At 39.3% G+C, this 20122-nt stretch carries 20 protein-coding genes; 13 read left to right on the forward strand and 7 right to left on the reverse strand.

Annotated features, from left to right (window positions below; translation table 11 throughout):
• Nucleotides 1-16: 16 nt before the first annotated feature.
• A complete protein-coding gene (lysC, locus tag AC27JR_RS07905) occupies nt 17-1408 on the forward strand; it encodes a lysine-sensitive aspartokinase 3 (protein WP_487173255.1) in 1392 nt (463 codons plus the stop codon).
• On the opposite strand, the gene AC27JR_RS07910 is transcribed toward lysC, so the two are convergent.
• Nucleotides 1382-2140, reverse strand: coding sequence for a 4'-phosphopantetheinyl transferase family protein (locus AC27JR_RS07910; RefSeq protein ID WP_487173256.1), 759 nt, complete (start codon nt 2138-2140; stop codon nt 1382-1384). The genes lysC and AC27JR_RS07910 overlap by 27 nt on opposite strands.
• Before the next feature lie 166 nt (nt 2141-2306).
• Between AC27JR_RS07910 and AC27JR_RS07915 the strand changes: the two genes are divergently transcribed.
• A complete protein-coding gene (locus AC27JR_RS07915; protein ID WP_487173257.1) occupies nt 2307-3629 on the forward strand; it encodes a sodium-dependent transporter in 1323 nt (440 codons plus the stop codon).
• A gap of 85 nt (nt 3630-3714) precedes the next feature.
• Here the strand turns inward: AC27JR_RS07915 and AC27JR_RS07920 are convergent, their stop codons facing one another.
• Nucleotides 3715-4695, reverse strand: a complete 981-nt coding sequence (locus AC27JR_RS07920) for a 2-hydroxyacid dehydrogenase (RefSeq protein WP_487173258.1) — start codon at nt 4693-4695, stop codon at nt 3715-3717.
• Between the two features lie 58 nt (nt 4696-4753).
• Nucleotides 4754-5275, reverse strand: coding sequence for a glutathione peroxidase (locus tag AC27JR_RS07925; RefSeq protein WP_487173259.1), 522 nt, complete (start codon nt 5273-5275; stop codon nt 4754-4756).
• 120 nt (nt 5276-5395) lie between these two features.
• On the opposite strand from AC27JR_RS07925, the gene AC27JR_RS07930 reads away from it, so the two are divergent.
• Complete coding sequence (locus tag AC27JR_RS07930; protein WP_008109259.1) at nt 5396-6277, forward strand: NAD(P)-dependent oxidoreductase; 882 nt, start codon at nt 5396-5398, stop codon at nt 6275-6277.
• A 212-nt stretch (nt 6278-6489) separates the two neighbouring features.
• Here AC27JR_RS07930 and sbcB read toward each other — a convergent pair whose 3' ends face one another.
• Nucleotides 6490-7941, reverse strand: coding sequence for an exodeoxyribonuclease I (sbcB, locus tag AC27JR_RS07935; protein ID WP_178956199.1), 1452 nt, complete (start codon nt 7939-7941; stop codon nt 6490-6492).
• 432 nt (nt 7942-8373) lie between these two features.
• Between sbcB and AC27JR_RS07940 the strand changes: the two genes are divergently transcribed.
• Nucleotides 8374-8499 (forward strand): hypothetical protein, encoded by a 126-nt coding sequence (locus AC27JR_RS07940; protein WP_487173260.1) that lies wholly within the window; start codon nt 8374-8376, stop codon nt 8497-8499.
• 716 nt (nt 8500-9215) lie between these two features.
• Here the strand turns inward: AC27JR_RS07940 and AC27JR_RS07945 are convergent.
• Nucleotides 9216-9362, reverse strand: a complete 147-nt coding sequence (locus AC27JR_RS07945) for an ogr/Delta-like zinc finger family protein (protein ID WP_487173261.1) — start codon at nt 9360-9362, stop codon at nt 9216-9218.
• 168 nt (nt 9363-9530) lie between these two features.
• Here AC27JR_RS07945 and AC27JR_RS07950 point away from each other — a divergent pair, with 168 nt between their 5' ends.
• A complete protein-coding gene (locus AC27JR_RS07950) occupies nt 9531-9734 on the forward strand; it encodes a hypothetical protein (RefSeq protein WP_487173262.1) in 204 nt (67 codons plus the stop codon).
• A gap of 329 nt (nt 9735-10063) precedes the next feature.
• Entirely contained in the window at nt 10064-10876 is an 813-nt protein-coding gene (locus AC27JR_RS07955) for an alpha/beta fold hydrolase (RefSeq protein ID WP_487173263.1), read from the forward strand.
• A 152-nt stretch (nt 10877-11028) separates the two neighbouring features.
• Here AC27JR_RS07955 and AC27JR_RS07960 read toward each other — a convergent pair whose 3' ends face one another.
• Entirely contained in the window at nt 11029-11274 is a 246-nt protein-coding gene (locus tag AC27JR_RS07960) for a hypothetical protein (RefSeq protein ID WP_487173264.1), read from the reverse strand.
• 346 nt (nt 11275-11620) lie between these two features.
• On the opposite strand from AC27JR_RS07960, the gene AC27JR_RS07965 reads away from it, so the two are divergent.
• The 3 genes from AC27JR_RS07965 to AC27JR_RS07975 all read left to right on the forward strand — a co-directional run bounded on the left by AC27JR_RS07965 (nt 11621) and on the right by AC27JR_RS07975 (nt 14494).
• Nucleotides 11621-12919 (forward strand): porin, encoded by a 1299-nt coding sequence (locus tag AC27JR_RS07965; RefSeq protein ID WP_008463969.1) that lies wholly within the window; start codon nt 11621-11623, stop codon nt 12917-12919.
• A gap of 179 nt (nt 12920-13098) precedes the next feature.
• Nucleotides 13099-13944, forward strand: a complete 846-nt coding sequence (locus tag AC27JR_RS07970; RefSeq protein WP_131691159.1) for an HDOD domain-containing protein — start codon at nt 13099-13101, stop codon at nt 13942-13944.
• A gap of 139 nt (nt 13945-14083) precedes the next feature.
• Nucleotides 14084-14494: a hypothetical protein gene (locus AC27JR_RS07975; protein ID WP_008109249.1), complete on the forward strand. Its 411-nt coding sequence runs from the start codon at nt 14084-14086 to the stop codon at nt 14492-14494.
• A gap of 61 nt (nt 14495-14555) precedes the next feature.
• Here the strand turns inward: AC27JR_RS07975 and AC27JR_RS07980 are convergent, their stop codons facing one another.
• Complete coding sequence (locus tag AC27JR_RS07980; RefSeq protein ID WP_487173265.1) at nt 14556-15446, reverse strand: LysR substrate-binding domain-containing protein; 891 nt, start codon at nt 15444-15446, stop codon at nt 14556-14558.
• 124 nt (nt 15447-15570) lie between these two features.
• Here AC27JR_RS07980 and AC27JR_RS07985 point away from each other — a divergent pair, with 124 nt between their 5' ends.
• The 4 genes from AC27JR_RS07985 to helD all read left to right on the forward strand — a co-directional run bounded on the left by AC27JR_RS07985 (nt 15571) and on the right by helD (nt 20095).
• Entirely contained in the window at nt 15571-16020 is a 450-nt protein-coding gene (locus tag AC27JR_RS07985; protein WP_487173267.1) for a DoxX family protein, read from the forward strand.
• Between the two features lie 81 nt (nt 16021-16101).
• A complete protein-coding gene (locus AC27JR_RS07990; protein WP_487173268.1) occupies nt 16102-17052 on the forward strand; it encodes a glutathione S-transferase family protein in 951 nt (316 codons plus the stop codon).
• 30 nt (nt 17053-17082) lie between these two features.
• Entirely contained in the window at nt 17083-17790 is a 708-nt protein-coding gene (locus AC27JR_RS07995; protein ID WP_487173270.1) for a pirin family protein, read from the forward strand.
• Nucleotides 17791-17953: 163 nt separating this feature from the next.
• Nucleotides 17954-20095, forward strand: coding sequence for a DNA helicase IV (gene helD / locus AC27JR_RS08000; protein ID WP_487173271.1), 2142 nt, complete (start codon nt 17954-17956; stop codon nt 20093-20095).
• Nucleotides 20096-20122: the final 27 nt, after the last annotated feature.

The following is a 20122-nucleotide window of genomic DNA, read 5'->3' on the forward strand; positions in this document are numbered from 1 at the left end:
CGCGAAAGGAGACGAAATGACTACCCAATCAGTGCCACATAGTTCACAGTGCACAAAATCAGATTACATTGTTGCCAAATTTGGTGGCACCAGCGTTGCTAACTTTGAGGCCATGAGCCGTTGTAGCGAAATCATTGTAAACGATAACAGCGTTCGAATTGTTGCAGTGAGCGCCAGCGCCGGTGTAACTAATCACTTGGTGGCACTTTGTAAAGCCGATATTGATGCCGCTGAACGTCAACAGCATGTTGACGGTGTACTTGCTATTCAGCAGGCAATTTTAACTGATCTGACCCTAGATGATGATTTAGCGCTTGGTTTTAATAACACCCTCGATGACTTCCAAACACTGGCACATCAAATACTGACAACAGAGCAGCAACACGATGAGTTACTCAGCTTTGGCGAGCGTTTATCGTCGTATTTATTTACTCAAGTATTGCGCTTAAAGGGCTTAAATTCGCAGCGTTTTGATGTTCGCCAGGTGCTTAAAACCGATAGCCAATTTGGTAAAGCCACGCCTAATGTAGCCGCCACAGCGCTTGCAGCTAAAGAGCATTTAATTCCTTTACTAGAGAACACGGTTATTGTTACTCAGGGTTTTATTGGCAGTGATGAAAACAATGTAACCACCACACTGGGTCGCGGTGGCTCTGATTACAGTGCCGCCTTGTTAGCTGAAGCAATTAACGCTAAAAGTGTGCATATTTGGACCGACGTAGTGGGGATTTTTAGTACCGATCCGCGTTTGTGTGCTAAAGCGACACCTATTGCGCGTTTAAGCTTTGATGAAGCGGCAGAAATGGCCACTTTTGGCGCTAAAGTGCTGCACCCAGCTACAATTTTGCCAGCCAGTCGCAGCCATATAAATGTGTTTGTTGGCTCAAGCACAGAGCCAGAGCGTGGGGGCACGTGGATTGAACGTGAAAAATCGCAGCTACCAGGTATTCGTGCGGTCACGCAACGTAAAAACCAAATACTACTGACCTTAAAAAGCCCTGAAATGCTATTAGCGAGTGGTTTTTTAGCGCGTATCTTTACTATTTTAAGTGAATGCAATATTTCGGTAGATTTGGTTACCACCTCTGAAATTAGTGTAGCAATTACCCTTGATAATGCGCCAAATGCATCACGCCCAGAGCTAGATCAAGAGTGCTTAGATAAACTGGCTGAGTTTTGCCATGTATCGGTTGAGAACAATCTAACCCTAGTAGCACTTATTGGGTCTGAAATTGTATTGCGTCAGCACGAAATGAATTTAATGCAGGTGTTGAGCGAATTTAACATTCGTCTTATTTGCCATGGTGCGAGTAAACACAACCTGTGCTTTTTAGTTGAGCAAAATGAGTCTGATGCTGTGGTTCAAGCTATTCATAGCCGACTACTTGAAGGCGAGCTGGCTGCTTAACGCTGTAAATGAGATGAATGAGCACCGCCAGTCGGTGCTTTTTTTTGCCACAACGCTTATATCAAACTGCTCGTTTATATCATTTGTTAACGCGGTGCTAGTTGCACTTAATTGCGAGTTGCCAAGCTCACAAAATACATTGGGGCTTAATAGCTGGGCAATAGGGCGGCTGGTTGCTTTTGCTAATGCCTCCTTTAACGTCCAAAGTCTGAAAAATGTCGCCGCTTTAGCGGCTGTGCATGGTTGCTTAGTTATAAGTGCCACTTCTGCAGCATCATAAAAGTGCTTTGCGAGTTTTTCAAATGGTCGTTTCAAACTGATTTTTTCTATATCAAAACCAAATAGCGAATGATCAATATTTAGGGCCACGCCTACCAAACCATGAGAGTGTGACACACAGCAACTACACACAAAGTTATTATTTATATTTAGCTCAAGCTTGCTGGTTTGTTGATTAAATTCAGAGCTGATGTTGCTCAGCGCTATATCACTGCTGTTAGGTAATACGCTTTTGACTAAATATTTTAGCAATAGTCGCGTTGCTACATACTCTTTTTTTGCTTGGGGTGTTTTACGACGCGCGATGACACTTAATTCAAACGGGCTTAAAAACTGCGTGAGTGTTAGCTCATCAACATGCAATTGGCTGGCATCAAATAATAAAATGGTGTGGTTATTATTCTCAGCAAGCGGGGTGTGTAATAACTGATTGTCGAAGTAAGCTGAACTCATTATTGCTCGTTAAAAGTGAATACCGATTACATAGTTATCGTTATAAGCTGGATAGTTTGTGAGCGGTTGTTTGCTGTTATGCGCGCTAAGTACATTTTTATTACTCAGTCGCCCTTAAATATGGTTTAATTCACATTCGATAAAATAATAACAGATTTGTAGGTGTATGACACAAGTGCGTGATGGTTTTCAAAGTCGACTTGGTTTTGTATTGGCAGCAGCCGGTGCTGCGGTAGGTTTAGGCAATATATGGGGTTTTCCTACACAGGCTGCTAACCATGGTGGCGGCGCATTTTTATTGGTGTATTTTATTGTTATTTTTTTGCTAGCGCTTCCCGCGTTATACACCGAGCTGTATTTAGGCTACAAAGCCCAAGCTAATCCGGTTAAAGCCTTAGGCCAAGCATGGCAAGACCATGCGCCTAAAGTTGGCGCTGCTGCAGGTTATATAGGCTTAGCAGGCGCAATAGTCATGTTAAGCTTTTATTCAATAGTGGCAGGTTGGATGCTTTCTTACGCCATAGAGCCTATAACCACCTTTTTAGGCTTACAGAGCTTAAGTGAGTTTTTACATAGCGACTCTATGCTACGTAATTTTATATTTACACCGCTGATGCTTATTTTAACCGCCAGTATTATTTTAAAGGGGGTTAAATCAGGAATTGAAACCTGGTCGCGCCGTTTAATGCCATTATTACTTGTTTTACTCGTTGGCCTAATTGCTTACATTGCTACCTTAGAGGGTGCCAGCGAAGGGTTTGCGGCCTATTTAGTGCCTGATTTTAGCAAAATACTCGACCCTGATTTAATTATTGCCGCAATGGGGCAAGCGTTTTTCTCATTATCACTGGGTGTGGGCTGTATGATGATTTATGGCTCTTATTTAAAGCCCGGCGCTAACTTACCAAAATTGACTGCAAGTGTTGCCTTACTCGACACCAGCGTGGCATTTTTAGCAGGACTATTAATTATACCGGCTATTTATGTGGCTCAGTTCAATGGCGTTGAAGTATTTAGCAATGGTAAATTAATTGGTGAAGGCCAGCTTATTTTTGCCATATTACCTGAGTTATTTGGCACCATGGGTGAAATTGGTTTATTAGTTGGCTTATTATTTTTTGTGTTGATGTCGATTGCTTCAGTTACATCAACCATTTCATCAACTGAAATTCCGGTGGCATTCTTAGTAGAAAACCACAGTGTTGATAGAACCAAAGCCACATGGGCTGTTAGTGCCATTGTACTTATTTGTGCCAGTACTATTATTGTTAATTTTGATTGGCTATTTGGTTTGGTAATTATGGTATTTACCCAATACCAACTCCCGCTGATGGGGCTGTTTTATTTTATTACAGTGGGCTGGTTATGGCAGCGTGGTAATAAGCTTCATCAAGCAAGTTCTGGTGCACATTATTGGTTTGCTCAGTACATTCGTTTTGTCTGCCCAGTGCTAATGACCCTAGTATTTGCAAACGTTGCGTTTGGCTAGAACGCAATAATAACTAACCTGTTATTGATAACTAAAAAAGCGAACACTATATTTTGTTCGCTTTTTTGCTTTTTGATTTGGAGCGCTATAGCACCTCGTTTGTTAAGCTATTTCCTTGAGTAACCTCAAATGCATTTTGTAAGGTGATATTGGCAATTTCTGTAAGCGCTTCTTGAGTAAAAAAGCCTTGATGGCCGGTGATCAATACATTTTTAAAGCTCACCAAGCGAGAGAAAATATCGTCTTGGTTTATATCGTCACTGTGGTTTTTAAAAAACAGCTCTGATTCTTGCTCGTACACATCAAGCCCTAAATAACCTAGTTTTTGTGATTTAAGTGCCTTAATACAAGCTTTACTATTAACCAATGCACCGCGCGAGGTGTTTATTAGCATAACTCCTGTTTTCATCGCTGCAAATGCGTCATCGTCTATTAAATGATGGGTGTGCTCGTTTAACGGGCAATGCAAAGAAATGATATCGCTTTGTGTAAGCAGGGTGTTTAAATCAGTAATTGTGTAATTACCAGCTTGTGCATTAGGATCGCATACTAAAATTTGAGCGCCAAAACCGGTTAATATATTACACAATGCTTGGCCAATTTTACCGCAGCCAATAATACCCACCGTTTTATTATGCAAGTTAAAGCCAAGTAAGCCGTTCAAGTCAAAATTGTCTTCACGTACGCGGTTATAAGCTTTATGGGTTTTACGGCTAAGCGTAAGCATAAGTGCAATACAATGCTCTGCGACTGCCTCAGGGCTGTAAGCCGGAACGCGCAGAACACGCATACCATGCTGTTTAGCAGCGGCTAAATCTACATTATTAAAACCCGCACAGCGCAGTAAAATGGTGTTAACCCCAAATATAGCCAGTTGCTCAATAACCGCTTTATCTACCGAATCGTTTACAAATACGCATACAGCATCAAATTCTTTAGCTAAAACCGCAGTGTGCATCGATAAACTTTGCTCAAAATAGCTAATAGCGATGTTAGAAAAGCCAGTTAAGCTTTGTTCGAAAAAAGGGCGCTCATATTTTTGAGCACTAAAAAAAGCAATCTTCATTTATTACAATCCAACTAATCTAGTTACATCAACCATAAACCATTTTTATTATAGATGCCTAACCAAAACGAGTGTTTGCTGTTTTTATAATCGGTGTTGACCCTAAACTGCTTGTTATTACGCTGTGTAATGACTCTGGTTTAGTACGCGGCGCATAGCGCGCAATTAGTTGTCCTTGGGCATTAACTAAAAACTTAGTAAAGTTCCACTTTATTGCACGGTTTTGTGCAATTCCACGCGTATGTGATTTTAAATAACTAAACAAGGGGTGCGTATCGGGGCCATTCACCATAACCTTGTCAAATACTTCAAAATTAATTGCAAAGTGTTTTTGATAGTAGTCTTTTATTGCCATACCCTCTAATGGTTCGTTTTTATCAAACTGATTACATGGAAAGGCCAGAATAGTAAACCCATCGCTTTTATATTGTTGGTATAGCTTTTCAAGCGCACATAATTGCGCCGAAAAATGACATTTGCTTGCTGTATTTACAATAAGAACCGTTTTTCCTTTTAACTGGCTCAAAGGAAAATCACTGTTATTACAAAGTGGTGCGTTAAATTGATAAATGCTATCCATAGATTACCTACCTAATTTCCTTATGCGGGAAATTTTAAAAGACTTTCATTCGCTTTTTTAGCGGCCGATTGACATAATCGAGCTTATGTTTCTAAGTTATCAGTTAAATAGGTCATTTTTATGTCAGTTAAAATTGCATTTATAGGTTTAGGCGTAATGGGTTACCCAATGGCAGGGCATCTAGCAAAAGCAGGGCACAGCGTATGTGTTTATAACCGCACAGCAGCTAAAGCACAAAAATGGGTCGAAGATTTTAACGGCAGTTTTGCACCTACTCCGCGTGAAGCCGCAAATGGTGCCGATATGGTCTTTATGTGTGTAGGCAATGACGACGATTTACGTTCAGTGGTATACGGCAATGACGGTGTGCTAGCAGGCATGCAGGAAAACACCATTTTAATCGACCACACAACTACCTCAGCAGAAGTGGCACGTGAAGTTGCGGCAAAAGCGGCTTTACAGCATATCGACTTTATTGATGCGCCAGTATCGGGCGGTCAAGCTGGTGCCGAAAATGGGGTATTAACCGTAATGGCGGGTGGTAACGAAGCGGTATTTGCTAAAGCACAACCTATCATGGCGGCATTTAGCCGTTTTAGTCAGCTTTTAGGCGAAGCGGGCTCAGGGCAATTATGTAAAATGGTTAATCAAATTTGTATTGCTGGTGTTGTGCAAGGATTAGCTGAGGGCTTACATTTTGCCAAACAAGCGGGGCTTGATGGCGAAAAAGTAATCGAAACCATTTCTAAAGGCGCTGCTGGTTCGTGGCAAATGGAAAACCGCTACAAAACAATGTGGGCAGGCGAATACGAATTTGGTTTTGCTGTAGATTGGATGCGCAAAGATTTAGGTATTGCACTAGATGAAGCTAAAAATAACGGTGCAACACTGCCAATGACTGCAACGGTTGATCAATATTACGCTGATGTTCAAGCTCTTGGCGGCGGCAGATACGATACTTCAAGCTTATTAGCACGTATCGAAGCACTGCATAAAAAGTAATGTAATTGGTAAAAGTAAATTATTCACAAAGAGGATAAGAGACGCTGCGCTTTTAGAGGAAGTGATAAACATAAAAAATGAATGTTGGTTTTATGTTTTCTCATTTACCTCTCTTGTTGAGATAGTTTTATGGTTTTTTACCTAGTAACAAAAAACGCGACACTTTTTTGCTAAAGGGTCGCGTTTTTATGCATTATATAAACTACAGTAAATTACATGCTTTGCGCGTAGTTATATAAGGCTTTTAAAATTGTTAGATTTTTTTCGCTGTCATCATGTTCATGCGCTAAGTTTTCAAGGGTGATCATAAAATCTTGTGCGCTGATTGATGGCTGATCTTCGCCATGCATTAACTTGCTTTGGCAATATTGACGCCATTGATCAAGTTCTTGTTGGTTTAGGGTTTGCGGCCAGTTACGGGCGCGGTATCTAAACAGCAAAGTATTAAATTTAGGATCTTCAAATTCAAGTTTTAAACTTGCTAAGTCTTCAGGCTTTGCATCACGAATAATCGCAAATTTAGCTTTATCAGCATGGCTAGTAAAGCCATCATATAATAAGTAATCTACGTTCGTGGTCGCGCTGTAATCGCCTTGCTCATTAAATACCTCAGTGACTTTATCGCGAAGCTCGGTATTGGCTTTTAAAATGGCTAAATTAGCTAGGCATTGCTCACGATCAATACCCAAGCGAGCAGCGTTTTCAGGCAGCAGCGTTTTAGCAGGCGCTAAAATAGGGCACTTGTTTAAATGCACTAATTTTAAACCTACGGGTAAATCACCCTCCGCTAAATCTATACGTTTGGTGTATAAACGCTTGCGTAATTGCTCTACATTTAAATCAAGTAACACCTGCGGGTTTTGGGTTAAATCAAAACAAATAACTGCGTTTTTATTTACCGGGTGAAAACTCATTGGTGCCACCCAGGTAGTACAGCCTTGGGTTGCTGGAATACGAGACGAGGTGTGCACTAATGGGGTCATATTAAATACATCAACCATTTCAGCGAGTGCTTTTTTACCACGAAGGCTAAAAAAGAACTGGTACAGTTTAGGTTGCTTCTCTTTAATTAGCTTTGCCAAGGCAATGGTGGCCGTTACATCACTTAATGCGTCGTGCGCAGCGGCATGTTCAATACCATTAGCGACAGTTAAATGCTCAAGCTTAAAACTAGGGCTACCATCTTCTTTTAACGGCCATTCAATACCCTCAGGGCGCAGTGCATAGCAGGCACGCACTAAATCTATAATATCCCAACGGCTATTATTGTTTTTATATTCACGCTCGTACGGGTCGTAAAAGTTACGATAAAAGCTATATCGGCTTACTTCGTCATCAAAACGAATACTGTTATAACCAGCTACACAGGTATTGGGTACGCTAAATTCTGCATGAATTTTTGCAATAAATTCAGCCTCAACTAAGCCTTTTTGCATCGCCACTTGTGGGGTAATACCGGTAATTAAACACGCCTCAGGATGCGGTAAGTAATCAGCTTGTGGCTTACAGTACTCAATAAGCGGCTCGCCAATAATATTTAAATCAAGATCGGTGCGTACACCTGCAAATTGGCTCGGCTTATCTTTTTGCGGGCTTGCTCCCCAAGTTTCGTAGTCGTGCCAGTAGATTGTAGCTTGGTTTTCGTAGTATGTTGGTTCGCTCATTCTTTCTTTAAGCCCTATATATTCGTGGGTTTTATTTGCTTTTGTTATTTATTGTCTATTTTAGAAAGCACTTTAATATTTGCATAGTGTGTATAAATTCGCGTATAAATTTTTTGCTAACTGTGTATAAAAAATTAAATGGCAATCAGTTAAACGAAAATAAGAAAGCTGCTAGGCAAAAATCAAACACCGTGTGTATTATCGCATAGAGACAATGTAAGTGTAAGTGTATCTGCCAAGATGACTATCACTTAGCAATACCGTTGTCGTGTAGGTGGTAAACAGGTAAATATTACGCTAGGGCGTTATCCTGGGCTTAGTATTAAAGAAGCACAAGACTACATACCGCTGTTTCAAAATTGGTTAAGCCAAGGTAAAGACCCACGCCTAGAGCTTAAACTCATGCGAAACAATGGCAAGGGTTTACCCATAATGGCAGATATTGCTGCAACGTGGCTAGATAAAAAAGTACCCGACCTAAAAGAAAAAACACAAACGTTAAACGACGCAACCGGGTGTATAACTCAGTTGTTAAACCTAAAAAAACACCAGTTCTAGAGAAAAGATCATATAAAGGTAAGGAAAACATAAAGGGCTAAATTTCTTTAGCCCTTTATAATTACATTGCTAGCAAGCTACTGATAGCAATTATTAGGTGTGTAACATTAATAATTGCTCGTTCAGAAATTTCTAAGGATAAGCTGAATTTCAACTTTTTACCCTCCAAAAAATATAAAACTAACTTGCTGATAATTTCAGAATACGTTACGCTGTTTTTGTACAAATAAGCGTTTGTTGAAACCTCAGCAAGTGACTTCACTAACACCATATTACCAGTATGGTGTTAGTCCCTCCCCTGAAAACCACCACAAGATGTAGTAATAATTCCAGCTTCAACACCAAGATAGTGTGATTAAGAATCTATTGCAAGGGACAAAAAACGTTCTAATTGTGGATAACATTGGTATAACGCACATGTGTTAGTGCACACTAACCTTTTAGTATTTCTCAACATTTATATTTGCAAAAATCAACTAAGGAAAGGTTAATTTCACTCATTTCAAAAATAAAATCTAGTTGCTTTTTTAATCATCATCAATTGCTATTTTTTTATACATACTTGAAAAAGTGGAAATTTTGAACGGTTATTAGGTATGGAATTTAGTTTATAGCCCAATTAACTCTAATTGTTCTTCACGCGTTAGATTTATAATAAGTGATGCTGCTAATTGCGCAGTGGTTTTACACGGTGGGCTTAAGAAGTGAACAAACGATTAGGTAATACGAGACGTAGCCCCGCACTCTTTAGTGTTAGTACACGAGCAATATAAACTAACCACATGGGCGCTTTGCTTTTTGCGTGACGTAATTGTTGCTTTAGCTTCGCAATTTGGACAAGTAACTCGCGCTATAATAACCACCAATCGTTAATAAAATACACTGTCATTTTGTGCATAACAAATAACTATTATTAGGTGTCATACTTCTTATTAGCACAGCGCAAGTTTCTAAGGTTGCGTAAGTATCTTATTTTTTATAATGTCGACTAATCTGATATGTTGCATCTTCAATCAAAAAAGGAAAATGTAATGGAATATAAGAATGGTGAACTTAATAATAAAATCATATCTCTCATGAAGAATGATGTATTAGTTGCTAAAGGACGCGTAATAGAAGGTAATACTGCAGGTATACACCTCGATGAAGTAGGATTCATTGAAGAGGGTAAAGGTGTCAGAAATCTATATAGTCATGTCGATTTAGTTAAATATAGGATTCTAGTTAATAGCTAAAAATATCTATATGCCATGAACTATAAAGTAAAAGCTCTAGCTCCTAACTAGCGCTTTTCTTTTTATCCCGACACCCCAAAATGCTCTAAACAATCGCATTAGCCCAATTGTTGAAACGGCAATGCCTACTATCACAAATTCAAAGTACCAGGGCGCGACTTTATAACCCATAGTCTACCAACCTTTTTCCATAAACGGTTACATGGCTGGTATAAAATGTCAGGTGAAAAACTCCAAAAAGAGTAGAATGATTAATTCATCCATTAAGGTTTTTTCGCTCTATTTATAATGTTATAAACTTGAACTTACTACTAATCTATTTTAACAATATGAAACTAATAATAAAAACGATTCTACTTTGGATATTAATCACCTCAACCGTTGTGTTTGCTGAGCTTGCTAAGGTTAAAGTAAATGGCTTTGATATTGAATATGAAATGGCGGGTAGTGGTAAACATACTGTTTTACTCGAGGCGGGTGGCTCTGCAGGGCTGAGTGATTGGGATCCCATTTATAACTCGCTTACCAAGCACGCAAAAGTAATTCGCTATTCTCGAATTGGCAATGGTGGCTCAGCACAAATAAAGAAAAACTATAGCTCAGAAGAGTATGCTGCTGAGGCTTTACTATTACTTAAAGCGTTAAAAATTGAAGAGCCGGTGATTTATGTGGCGCATTCTTATGGTGTTTATATCGCAAGGGTATTTGCAGCAAGCTACCCCGATAAAATTAAAGCGTTAATGTTAATTGAACCGGCCTCAGAGCATGATGTTGATATTATGCGTCAGATTGATTTAGCGCGCGCTGAAAAAGAAATTGCCGTTATAAAACGAAATGATATGAAAAACGGCATGTCGAATCAGTATTTAGACTTTTGGTCGAAGCGACCTTTGCCTGGTTACCCGCAAATAGCAGATATTCCTGTGACGGTTATTGCCTCAGTTAAAAAATATGAAAATCCGTCGGTGTTATTTTTTACTGATAAAGGGCGTGAAATGTGGGGAGAACTGCATGCAAACTGGGCTAATGCTTTTCCTCAAGGTGAGGTAGTGCTAACCAGTAAAAGTTACCACTATCCACAAAATGATGAGCCAGAGATGGTAAACGCACAAATCCAAAAATTGCTAAAGCGTACTCATTAAATAAAAAGCTAAGGCAGTTTTTTAGATTGTTTAATCAGTTTAATTAAAATGATAGTGAGTACCGCTGCTGGAAGTAACCAAATAAAATCACTCATTGTTGTAACTCCTTATAGTAATTCACTAAAGCTTTAGTGTTTAAAAGTAAAGTTAGATCAAAACTTTGGACACAAAGCGTGGCTAAAGCCTTTTTCAGTTAGCAAAAAGGTAGCGCTGGGCGTTGAAAATATATACTCCTCATGAATAAGAAAGGCAATAGTGCCTTTAATTGCTTCACTTTGTTGATCTGAGGCATCGCTAATTACTTGTTTAGGATCTAACTGACTTGGGCTTGGAAAATTATTATAAAGATGCTTAAAAATTAACGTAGCAATGGTGTTAAAAGTTTCGTTATTTTTCATTATTGGAAGTCCTTAATGTATTTTTTAGCAGCAAGCCTGCTGATTTACGTATGATTTTTGCAAATAATAGCACACTATAATAGGTACATTAGCATCCTGTTATTTTTCCAACTTTAATTTTTTCAACTTACTGCTTTCATTTATAAAAATATGATTAATTCTCATGGTTACCCAGCTAAAAAGTAGTTTGTGTGTTACTGATCTGTTGCGCAAAATCATAAAGTGTAATTGAAGAGTTGTAAAAATACGTTATCATTGTAAAACAACATGTAAAATCAAGCAGGTACTTAGCTCACGCTGACCAAGTTCGAGTTAATAATATCAACAAGGCAAGCAAGGACAAATTATGACACCTATGAAACCTTTAGCACTGGCAGTGGCTATGGTTGTATTTTCACATCCGGCACATGCAGATACAGATCTTGATAAAGTAAAGCAGCAATTAAGCAGCTTACAAAAACAAGTGGAAATGCTGCAAAAGCAACTTGCAAAAGCAGAGCAAAAAAGTGAAAAATCAATCGACCGCACCATTGAAGAGAAAGAAGATATAGCCGAAACTCAAGTGGCAAAGCATGATCACAAGCCACAGGGGATTAAAGTTGGCGGCGCTGTGCGAACCAACTACAGCCATACTTCGTATGATGACGATAATAAAAATCGCGGCGGCGATTTTGACTTTGATATTTTTCGCTTAAATTTCTCAGGCGACGTTGGTGATGTAAAATTAAACGCTGAAATTCGCTTTTTTGATTATATGACCGCTGTTAAATACGCTTATGCCGCCTATGATTTTGCTGATGATTGGCAAGTTCAAGCAGGTATTACTAAGGTTCCTTTTGGTAACTGGCCTTACAATTCACATAACTACTTTTTCAGCACTAACTATTATGTTGGCCTTGAAGACGATCACGATTTAGGGGTGTTATTTAAGCGTAAGATTGCTGATAACTGGCAGCTTGATCTGGGCTTTTTCAAAAATGATGAATTAGGTGGTGTTGATGGTTATGTAGATAACCGCAGCGATCGTTATTCTTACGACATTGTTGGTTTTAGAGAAGCCGGCGATGGTGTTTATGCTGAGCCAACTAATGCTATAGGCGAGTACAATACGTTCTCAGGCCGTTACGGCTATCACCTAGAACATGAAGGTGGTAAAACTGAAATTGGTGTATCAGCACTTGCTGGTGGTTTACATGATGGTGTTGACCGCGCAGGTGATTACAACGCTTGGGCATTACATTTAAACAGTAATATAGGCCCATGGAACTTACAACTTCAACACGGCGAATACAATTACGATATTGATAACGTAAACCGTATTGCTGTAGGCGCTTACTCGTTTTACGACAGCATGGCGGCAGAGGCAACAATGTCGAGTGCAAACGTAGCATACAGCGTACCGGTACAATGGGGCGCGGTGACAAACTTACAGTTTTACAACGACTACAGTGCTATTTACGACAAATCTGACAACAGCAGAGATACCTGGATGAACGTAACTGGTTTCTCGGTAGCTGCAGGTGGTTTATTCACTTACTTTGACTTAGTTCATGGTAAAAATATGCCGTTTGTTGGCGGTTCATTAGCGGGCGACAGCAGCGAAACTGAGCGTCGCTTTAACATTAATATTGGCTATTATTTCTAAGCCAATATTAATAAATACACGCCCACACATGGGCGTGTGTTGCTATTGTTTTAAAATTTATTTTTATCCTACCAATTTCAGCACTTACAAATTGATAAATCCCTAATCAACTTCTAGTATAAAAGTTAAAATGGACTTAAATAAATAATCCATAAAGCTTAGCCGGAGGCTAGAAATTAATGATTGTAGTTAATGAGCAGGTTTTATCTGATGTAAACAAAAACTTTATCATTCCACCAAAGCCACAAATCTTAAATGAGCTTGAAATATTAGCATCTGCTCAAGAACCCTCGCTTTCAGACGCCGCAGAGATCATTGCTAAAGATGTGGCTATTTCATCGGCTATTCTAAAAATTATTAATTCACCATCGTATGGCTTAGTGCGCAGTGTGTCTGATATTAAACAGGCCATTATGTTTTTAGGTTGGAACGGAATTGAGGCGCTAGTGCCAAGCTTAAAATTAAAGCAAATGTTCACCCAAAAAGAATGCTGCATTAGCTTAGAGCGCTTTTGGGATACCGCCACCGAAATTGCCGAGGTAAATATGATTGTTGGCCAATGTATAAAAGAAAAAGTGCCAATAGAATACTTGTATACCCTTGGTTTGTTCCATGATTGTGGCATCGTGCCGATGGCAATTAAATTCGATAATTACGTGAGTGCTTTGCATACTTCAAATAATACCCACAGAGAAAGCTTGATAGATATAGAAGAGCGTTTATATGGAACTAATCATGCGACTGTGGGTTACTACTTAGCGTCCAGCTGGCATCTACCTATAGATATTTGCCAGCTTATTCTGCGGCATCACGACATGAGTATGTTAAATAATATAACCGGTAGTAACCAACAATTGTGTTATTGCGTTTTAAAAATGTCTGAAAATTTGGTCAATAGTGTTTTACGCGGTGACACCACCAAAGATTGGGATGATATAGAAAAACAGGTATTAGCAACACTAAATATGTCAGAAGATGATTATATTGATGTGCAAGAAGAGGTGATTGATTTTTTGAACTGTTAAACGCTTTTTATCAGGGTAAAGTCTATAGGTTAGTTTTTTTCACTTATTGGTTTGTTTTTAATCGTTTGTCGAAATGAAGTAAAAACTCTAAAGTTCAGTTGTCGGCAACAAGCACGACTAACCAAATAGGAAATTAATCATGAAACGCTCACTTATCAAAACCATCGCTCTTGGCTCTTTATTAACTTGCTCAGCTGCTGTAATGGCTGATCAAAGTGATTACAAGTTAATGGTTATTGAAGAGGCTAAAACAGCCCCTCAAGAATTCGAAGTTGCATTTAACGACTGCGCATTAAATGTAAAATCAAAAAATTACAGCCAAGCTGAAGCAATCTGCTCAAAAGCAATTACTTTATTACAACAAAGCACTGGCCCACGCTTTAAAGTACGTGAGCTTACGTCATTTGCTTTAAGTAACCGTGGTGTAGGACGTTTAATGGCTAAAAACGAAACGGCTGCATTATCAGACTTTTACGAAGCACAACAAATGTCTGGTAACGAGTTAGTGTCGCACAACTTAACCCGCGCTAAGCAAGACCTCGCACTGTAATATTTATTACTGATTCAAAAAGCCCATGCTGTTTTAGCATGGGCTTTTGCGTTTTTAAGGGTTAAATATTATTTAGTATAATTTGGGTCAGCTGTTTTAAGCCTTTACCTTTGTTTGTTATTTTCCATGCAAGGTATAAGTCTTGAATAGGGCGTGGTTCGGTAAGTTCCACAACATGCAGTTTGTTAGCTTTTACATGTTCAGCAATAAGGTTTGCAGGTAAATAACCAATGCCAATAGCGGATAAAATAGCGGTTATCTTTTGGCTTACAGAACTTACATAAAAACGTTGATTACCTTCGATTAAATTAGCTGACCACGGAATACTTTGTTTTGCAGAATCATGTACTATAACCGTAGTGTATTGACCAAGTTCGCTGGGCTCAATAGGCTTTTTTAGTTGCGCTAGCGGGTGGCTAGGGTGAACCACCAGAACATTTTGAATATCGGCTATTTTTACCGCTCTGATCCCCTTTTGATTTGGAACCGGAGCTGGTGCACCAATCACTAAGTCAACGTCATCCTCAATTAAAGCCTCCCAAGTGCCATTAAGTACTTCTTCTTTAATATCTATCTCAATATTTTTATGCTCATTTAAAAATAGCTGCAAATTGTTAAATACGTGACTTATTTCAAAAATAGAGTCATAAGCAATACGTATTCGAGGCTCCCAGCCATTAGCTATAGTTTGTGTTTGCTCCGATAAATTATTTATAGCATTGAGTACTTTACGCCCCTCGATCAGTAAATGTTTACCTGCGGGGGTTAAAACCGCGCGTCGACCTTGACGCTGAAACAAAGTTACATTTAATTGCTCTTCAAGTTTATTAACAATATACGACAAGGCTGAGGGCACTTTATTAAGTTGCTCAGCGGCGGCTGCATAACTGCCACGATGCTCAATGGCGTCTAATACCAATAGAGCTTCTATGCTGATAGGGGGTGTATTCATAATGATACCCAAAATTAACTGTTCAAAATATTTGAACATATAGAGCAAATAATAGGAGTTATTTAATTTTAATTCAACTTATACAATAGCTGCATACTCAATTGGAACAATACAGGTTAAAACTATGACGATTAAAAATATCACAGCTGCCATCACAAAAACTGAACAGTCTTTTGCAACACTACCATTAAGGCTCATTGCGGGGTTAGTGTTTAGTGCTCATGGCGCTCAAAAATTGTTTGCGTGGTTTGGTGGCTACGGATTAGAAGGCACGGGGCAATGGATGGAATCGATTGGCTTAGCACCGGGCTATTTAATGGCATTAATGGCCGGTGGCGCAGAATTTTTTGGTGGGTTACTACTCATCGTTGGTTTGCTGGTGCGTCCTGCGAGTTTTGTACTGGCTATCACTATGATGGTTGCTATTTTTACCACGCACATAGATAACGGTTTATTTATGAGCAATAACGGTTATGAATTTGCGTTATCGCTGTTAGCCATTACCCTAGCTCTACTGATCCAAGGAGCTGGAAAGCTATCTGTTGATGGAAAAATTCATAACAAATTAAATTAATAAGCGGGTCACATAAGTGATTAAACTTTAAGCTGCCAATCTGCGTAAGGTTGGCACATTCTATAAACTAAGGAGACGGACATGGGATTACTTGTTAACGGTGAATGGGTCGATAAATGGTACGACACCGAAAAAAGCGACGGTAAATTTGTACGCCAAGATAGCTGCTTTAGAGATACGATTTCATCAGCGCAAAACAGTAAATTTAAACCAGAAGCGGGTCGTTATCATTTATATGTGTCGTTGGCTTGTCCTTGGGCGCACCGCACCATTATTTTTCGTAAATTAAAGCAGCTCGAAGACATCATTTCTATAAGCATTGTTGAAGCTCCCATGATGGAAAACGGCTGGGAATTTGGCGAGCAGGGCGATCCACTTTATAACTTAGATTACGCTTACCAATTGTATTTAAAAGCCGACCCTAGCTATGAAGGGCGTGTTACCGTGCCTATTTTATGGGATAAAAAAACGCAGACTATTGTAAACAACGAATCAATAGAAATAATTCGCATGTTTAATAGCGCGTTTAATGAGCTTACAGGTAACACCGACGATTATTATCCAGATGCGCTACGTGAAGAAATAGAAATAGTGAATACCCGTGTTTATAACACCATTAATAATGGGGTGTATAAAGCCGGTTTTGCTACAACTCAAGAAGCTTACAACGAAGCTTACACCGCCTTGTTTGATAGCTTAGATTGGTTAGAAACTCGATTAGCAAAACAGCGTTACTTAGTGGGCGATAAACTCACTGAAGCCGATTGGCGATTATTTACCACACTTATCCGCTTTGATGCTGTGTATCACGGGCACTTTAAGTGTAATCGAGAAAAGTTAACTGAGTTTCATCATCTTAGTAACTACATTAATGAGCTTTACCAAGTACCTGGGATAAAGGAAACGGTCGATTTAGAATACACAAAGGTGCATTACTACGTAAGTCACGTAACCATTAACCCAACGCAAATTGTGCCTTTAGGTGCTAAACACACGTTTGATGCTGCCCATGATCGAGACCGTCAATACTAAATGACGCAGAGATAACGTATAGGAAAAAATATGCTTACTCATTACCCAAAAAATAGCTTAGGCAATGCTGATCATGGTTGGCTTAAGTCAAAGCACCATTTTAGTTTTGCGAATTACTATAATCCTGCGCGTATGGGATTTGGCACTTTACGTGTAGTTAATGATGACTGGGTAGCTCCAGGTATGGGGTTTGGTGCGCACCCGCACAGAAATATGGAAATTATTAGTTTTATCCGCAGTGGTGCCATTACTCATCAAGATAGTATGGGCAACAAAGGGATCACCGAGCAAGGTGAGGTGCAAGTAATGAGTGCAGGCACCGGCATTACCCACTCAGAATATAACTTAACAGATGAACCACTTACGTTTTATCAAATTTGGATTCAGAGTAATCAACATAATGTTGAGCCGCGCTGGGAAAGCAAGAAGTTTCCTACACAAGCGGCAAGCACCCTTAGCTTACTGGTTTCGGGTTATCCAAAAGATGCCGATAGTGCACTGTTTATTAATCAGCAGACGCGTATTTACGGTGGAAAGCTGGCAAAAGGCACGTCAATAACACAGCCGATTGATCATCAAGCCTACGTATTGGCATCGGCAGGGGAGTTTATTATTAATGATGAGTCAGCCTCAATTAAAATGAACGAAGGTGACGGCGCAGAAGTTACAAAGGTTAAAAACATCACCTTAACAGCAACTACTGAATGTGAACTGATTATTATTGATACGAAAAATTAGGCTTTAATAAAGCGGCTTGTTAATTATTAAGCCTAATTAAAACTCAAATAATGATGCAGCAGCCACTGCATCATTATTTATCTTTATATTTATTACACTTACATACACTATTCCCTTAAAATACGGCTAATTGGTTCATTTTTATAAAGGAATTCTGCTGTTAATGAATTCTATTCAGCCTAGTGTATTTGGCCGCATTTTTACTGCGCATCGCTTTTTAGACATAAACCCACAAGGTTTAGTGCTCAGCAACAAAATACAAACAACCACACTGAGTTGGCGTGATTTAACGTCGCCCATTCGCTATGAATACGGTGTGCTTGGGCAAACACTGCGCTTTAATACCGAGTCTAAGCAGTATCGTATTTGGATGAGGGCCTATGGCAGTAATAGGGTATTTAAAGCGCATACCGATATGCTGTGGGTTAAAAGCAATATTGCTGTGCTTAATGAGGTGTTGAGTGAAATAAACCAATTTGCTCATACTCAGTTTTTGCGCCAATCATATGTGGCTGATATAAAAAAACAGGTAGATGAGCAATATAAACGCTGGCTACCTTGGATAAAAAGCAGTGATGTTTTAGCACCAGTCAGCACACAAATAAAATTGCTTGAGCAATACAGCCAGTGGAGCGATTCACTCACGCGTTTTTTTCAGCATAAATACACCCAGTCACAATTAAAGCGTTACCACGATTTTTTTAATGGCGTTGAAACAAATCCACTCACTGAGCAACAACGCCGAGCTTGCATAATAGATGACGACAATAACTTAGTGCTGGCAGGGGCAGGTACAGGAAAAACCAGTGTGTTAGTGGCTCGAGCGGGCTATTTGGTTAACAGTAAACAGGCTAATTACAACGATATTTTATTACTCGCCTATGGTAAGCAAGCCGCTTGCGAAATGGACGAAAGAATTAAACTGAAATTAGGTACAGAGTCTATTAAAGCCGCCACGTTTCATAGTGTGGGTTTAACTATTATTAGCGAGGTTGAGGGCAAGCCACCTAAAATATCTAAACTTGCTGAAAACGAAAAAGCTAAAATAAAGTGGGTTGAAGGGTGTTTTGAATCGCTAGCCAATGCCAAACCACAGTATGCTAAAGCATTGGTAAATTACATTAATAACACTCTTTATGCCGTTAAAAGCGATTTAAAATTTAGTGCTGCAAAGCCTAACCATATAGCGCTTTTAAAAGAGATAAAAGCCAGTGGTCATTTAACTAAATTAGCGACTCTGTTTAGCCAGTTAATAAGTGCGTATAAAACCGCAAATATAACACTTGAGAGCGACTCAAAGCAGATACAGCAGGCTTGGAAATTATTAAAGCCGTTGTTAGCCAACTACAACCATTATTTACGCACGCAGGGCGAAATAGACTTCGACGACATGATCATTAAAGCCCTCGATTATGTAAACACAAAAAAATTTACATCGCCTTGGCGTTATATCATGGTGGATGAATTTCAAGATATATCGCCACTGCGTGCTGCACTTGTAAAAGCGCTGCGCGATAATAAATCGAATAGTTCACTGTTTGCAGTAGGAGACGATTGGCAAGCTATTTACCGTTTTAGTGGCGCAGATATGCGACTTACCACCGAGTTTGCCGCACATTTTGGTTTTACAACACAAACCCTCTTAGATAAGACCTTTCGCTTTAATAATAAAATTGGTGAGGTTGCCGCAGGCTTTATTATGAAAAACCCTGCGCAGTTAGCTAAAGATATTCGCTCAATAGCAAAGGTGAGTAAGCCCGCTGTTAGCGTGCTAAAAACGTTAAATAGTGGCTCAGCTAAAAACCAAAAAATAGCGGAGCTAAACAATGGCGCAATTAAGTATTTACTAAAGGGGATTAAGGCCAATTCTGGCAAGCCTGCTACTGTGTATTTACTTGCACGGTTTCGCTTTCAGTTACCCTTACAGGCCGATATAAATGCTTTACAGCAAGAGTTTTCAGCACTGCATATTGAGTGTGATACGTTTCATGGCTCAAAAGGTAAAGAATCCGATTATGTCATTATATTAGCAATGAATGGCGGGGCGTTTGGATTTCCAAGCACTAAGCCAACGTCTCAAATTTTAGAAGCATTATTACCTGCTAAAGATAATTTCGCACACAGCGAAGAGCGTCGTTTATTTTATGTAGCGCTGACTCGCGCTAAACATAAAGTGTACATAATAACTGATGATAGTAACCGCAGCAGCTTTGTTGATGAACTCATAAACGAGCATAAAATTGAAGTACTTGAGTTAAAAAGTAAAGCAGTCGCTAAAGCGATTACTCAAGTGCAAACCGCTTAATACCTTAACCAGCATTAAGCGGCTTTT

This window comes from Pseudoalteromonas sp. NH0006-26, assembly GCF_057552415.1.

What these genes read in the sequence shown, in the direction of transcription:
- lysC (WP_487173255.1), top strand. Translation starts at nt 17, where the DNA reads ATGACTACCCAATCAGTGCCACATAGTTCACAGTGCACAAAATCAGAT.
- AC27JR_RS07910 (WP_487173256.1), bottom strand. Translation starts at nt 2,140, where the DNA reads ATGAGTTCAGCTTACTTCGACAATCAGTTATTACACACCCCGCTTGCT.
- AC27JR_RS07915 (WP_487173257.1), top strand. Translation starts at nt 2,307, where the DNA reads ATGACACAAGTGCGTGATGGTTTTCAAAGTCGACTTGGTTTTGTATTG.
- AC27JR_RS07920 (WP_487173258.1), bottom strand. Translation starts at nt 4,695, where the DNA reads ATGAAGATTGCTTTTTTTAGTGCTCAAAAATATGAGCGCCCTTTTTTC.
- AC27JR_RS07925 (WP_487173259.1), bottom strand. Translation starts at nt 5,275, where the DNA reads ATGGATAGCATTTATCAATTTAACGCACCACTTTGTAATAACAGTGAT.
- AC27JR_RS07930 (WP_008109259.1), top strand. Translation starts at nt 5,396, where the DNA reads ATGTCAGTTAAAATTGCATTTATAGGTTTAGGCGTAATGGGTTACCCA.
- sbcB (WP_178956199.1), bottom strand. Translation starts at nt 7,941, where the DNA reads ATGAGCGAACCAACATACTACGAAAACCAAGCTACAATCTACTGGCAC.
- AC27JR_RS07940 (WP_487173260.1), top strand. Translation starts at nt 8,374, where the DNA reads ATGGCAGATATTGCTGCAACGTGGCTAGATAAAAAAGTACCCGACCTA.
- AC27JR_RS07950 (WP_487173262.1), top strand. Translation starts at nt 9,531, where the DNA reads ATGGAATATAAGAATGGTGAACTTAATAATAAAATCATATCTCTCATG.
- AC27JR_RS07955 (WP_487173263.1), top strand. Translation starts at nt 10,064, where the DNA reads ATGAAACTAATAATAAAAACGATTCTACTTTGGATATTAATCACCTCA.
- AC27JR_RS07960 (WP_487173264.1), bottom strand. Translation starts at nt 11,274, where the DNA reads ATGAAAAATAACGAAACTTTTAACACCATTGCTACGTTAATTTTTAAG.
- AC27JR_RS07965 (WP_008463969.1), top strand. Translation starts at nt 11,621, where the DNA reads ATGACACCTATGAAACCTTTAGCACTGGCAGTGGCTATGGTTGTATTT.
- AC27JR_RS07970 (WP_131691159.1), top strand. Translation starts at nt 13,099, where the DNA reads ATGATTGTAGTTAATGAGCAGGTTTTATCTGATGTAAACAAAAACTTT.
- AC27JR_RS07975 (WP_008109249.1), top strand. Translation starts at nt 14,084, where the DNA reads ATGAAACGCTCACTTATCAAAACCATCGCTCTTGGCTCTTTATTAACT.
- AC27JR_RS07980 (WP_487173265.1), bottom strand. Translation starts at nt 15,446, where the DNA reads ATGAATACACCCCCTATCAGCATAGAAGCTCTATTGGTATTAGACGCC.
- AC27JR_RS07985 (WP_487173267.1), top strand. Translation starts at nt 15,571, where the DNA reads ATGACGATTAAAAATATCACAGCTGCCATCACAAAAACTGAACAGTCT.
- AC27JR_RS07990 (WP_487173268.1), top strand. Translation starts at nt 16,102, where the DNA reads ATGGGATTACTTGTTAACGGTGAATGGGTCGATAAATGGTACGACACC.
- AC27JR_RS07995 (WP_487173270.1), top strand. Translation starts at nt 17,083, where the DNA reads ATGCTTACTCATTACCCAAAAAATAGCTTAGGCAATGCTGATCATGGT.
- helD (WP_487173271.1), top strand. Translation starts at nt 17,954, where the DNA reads ATGAATTCTATTCAGCCTAGTGTATTTGGCCGCATTTTTACTGCGCAT.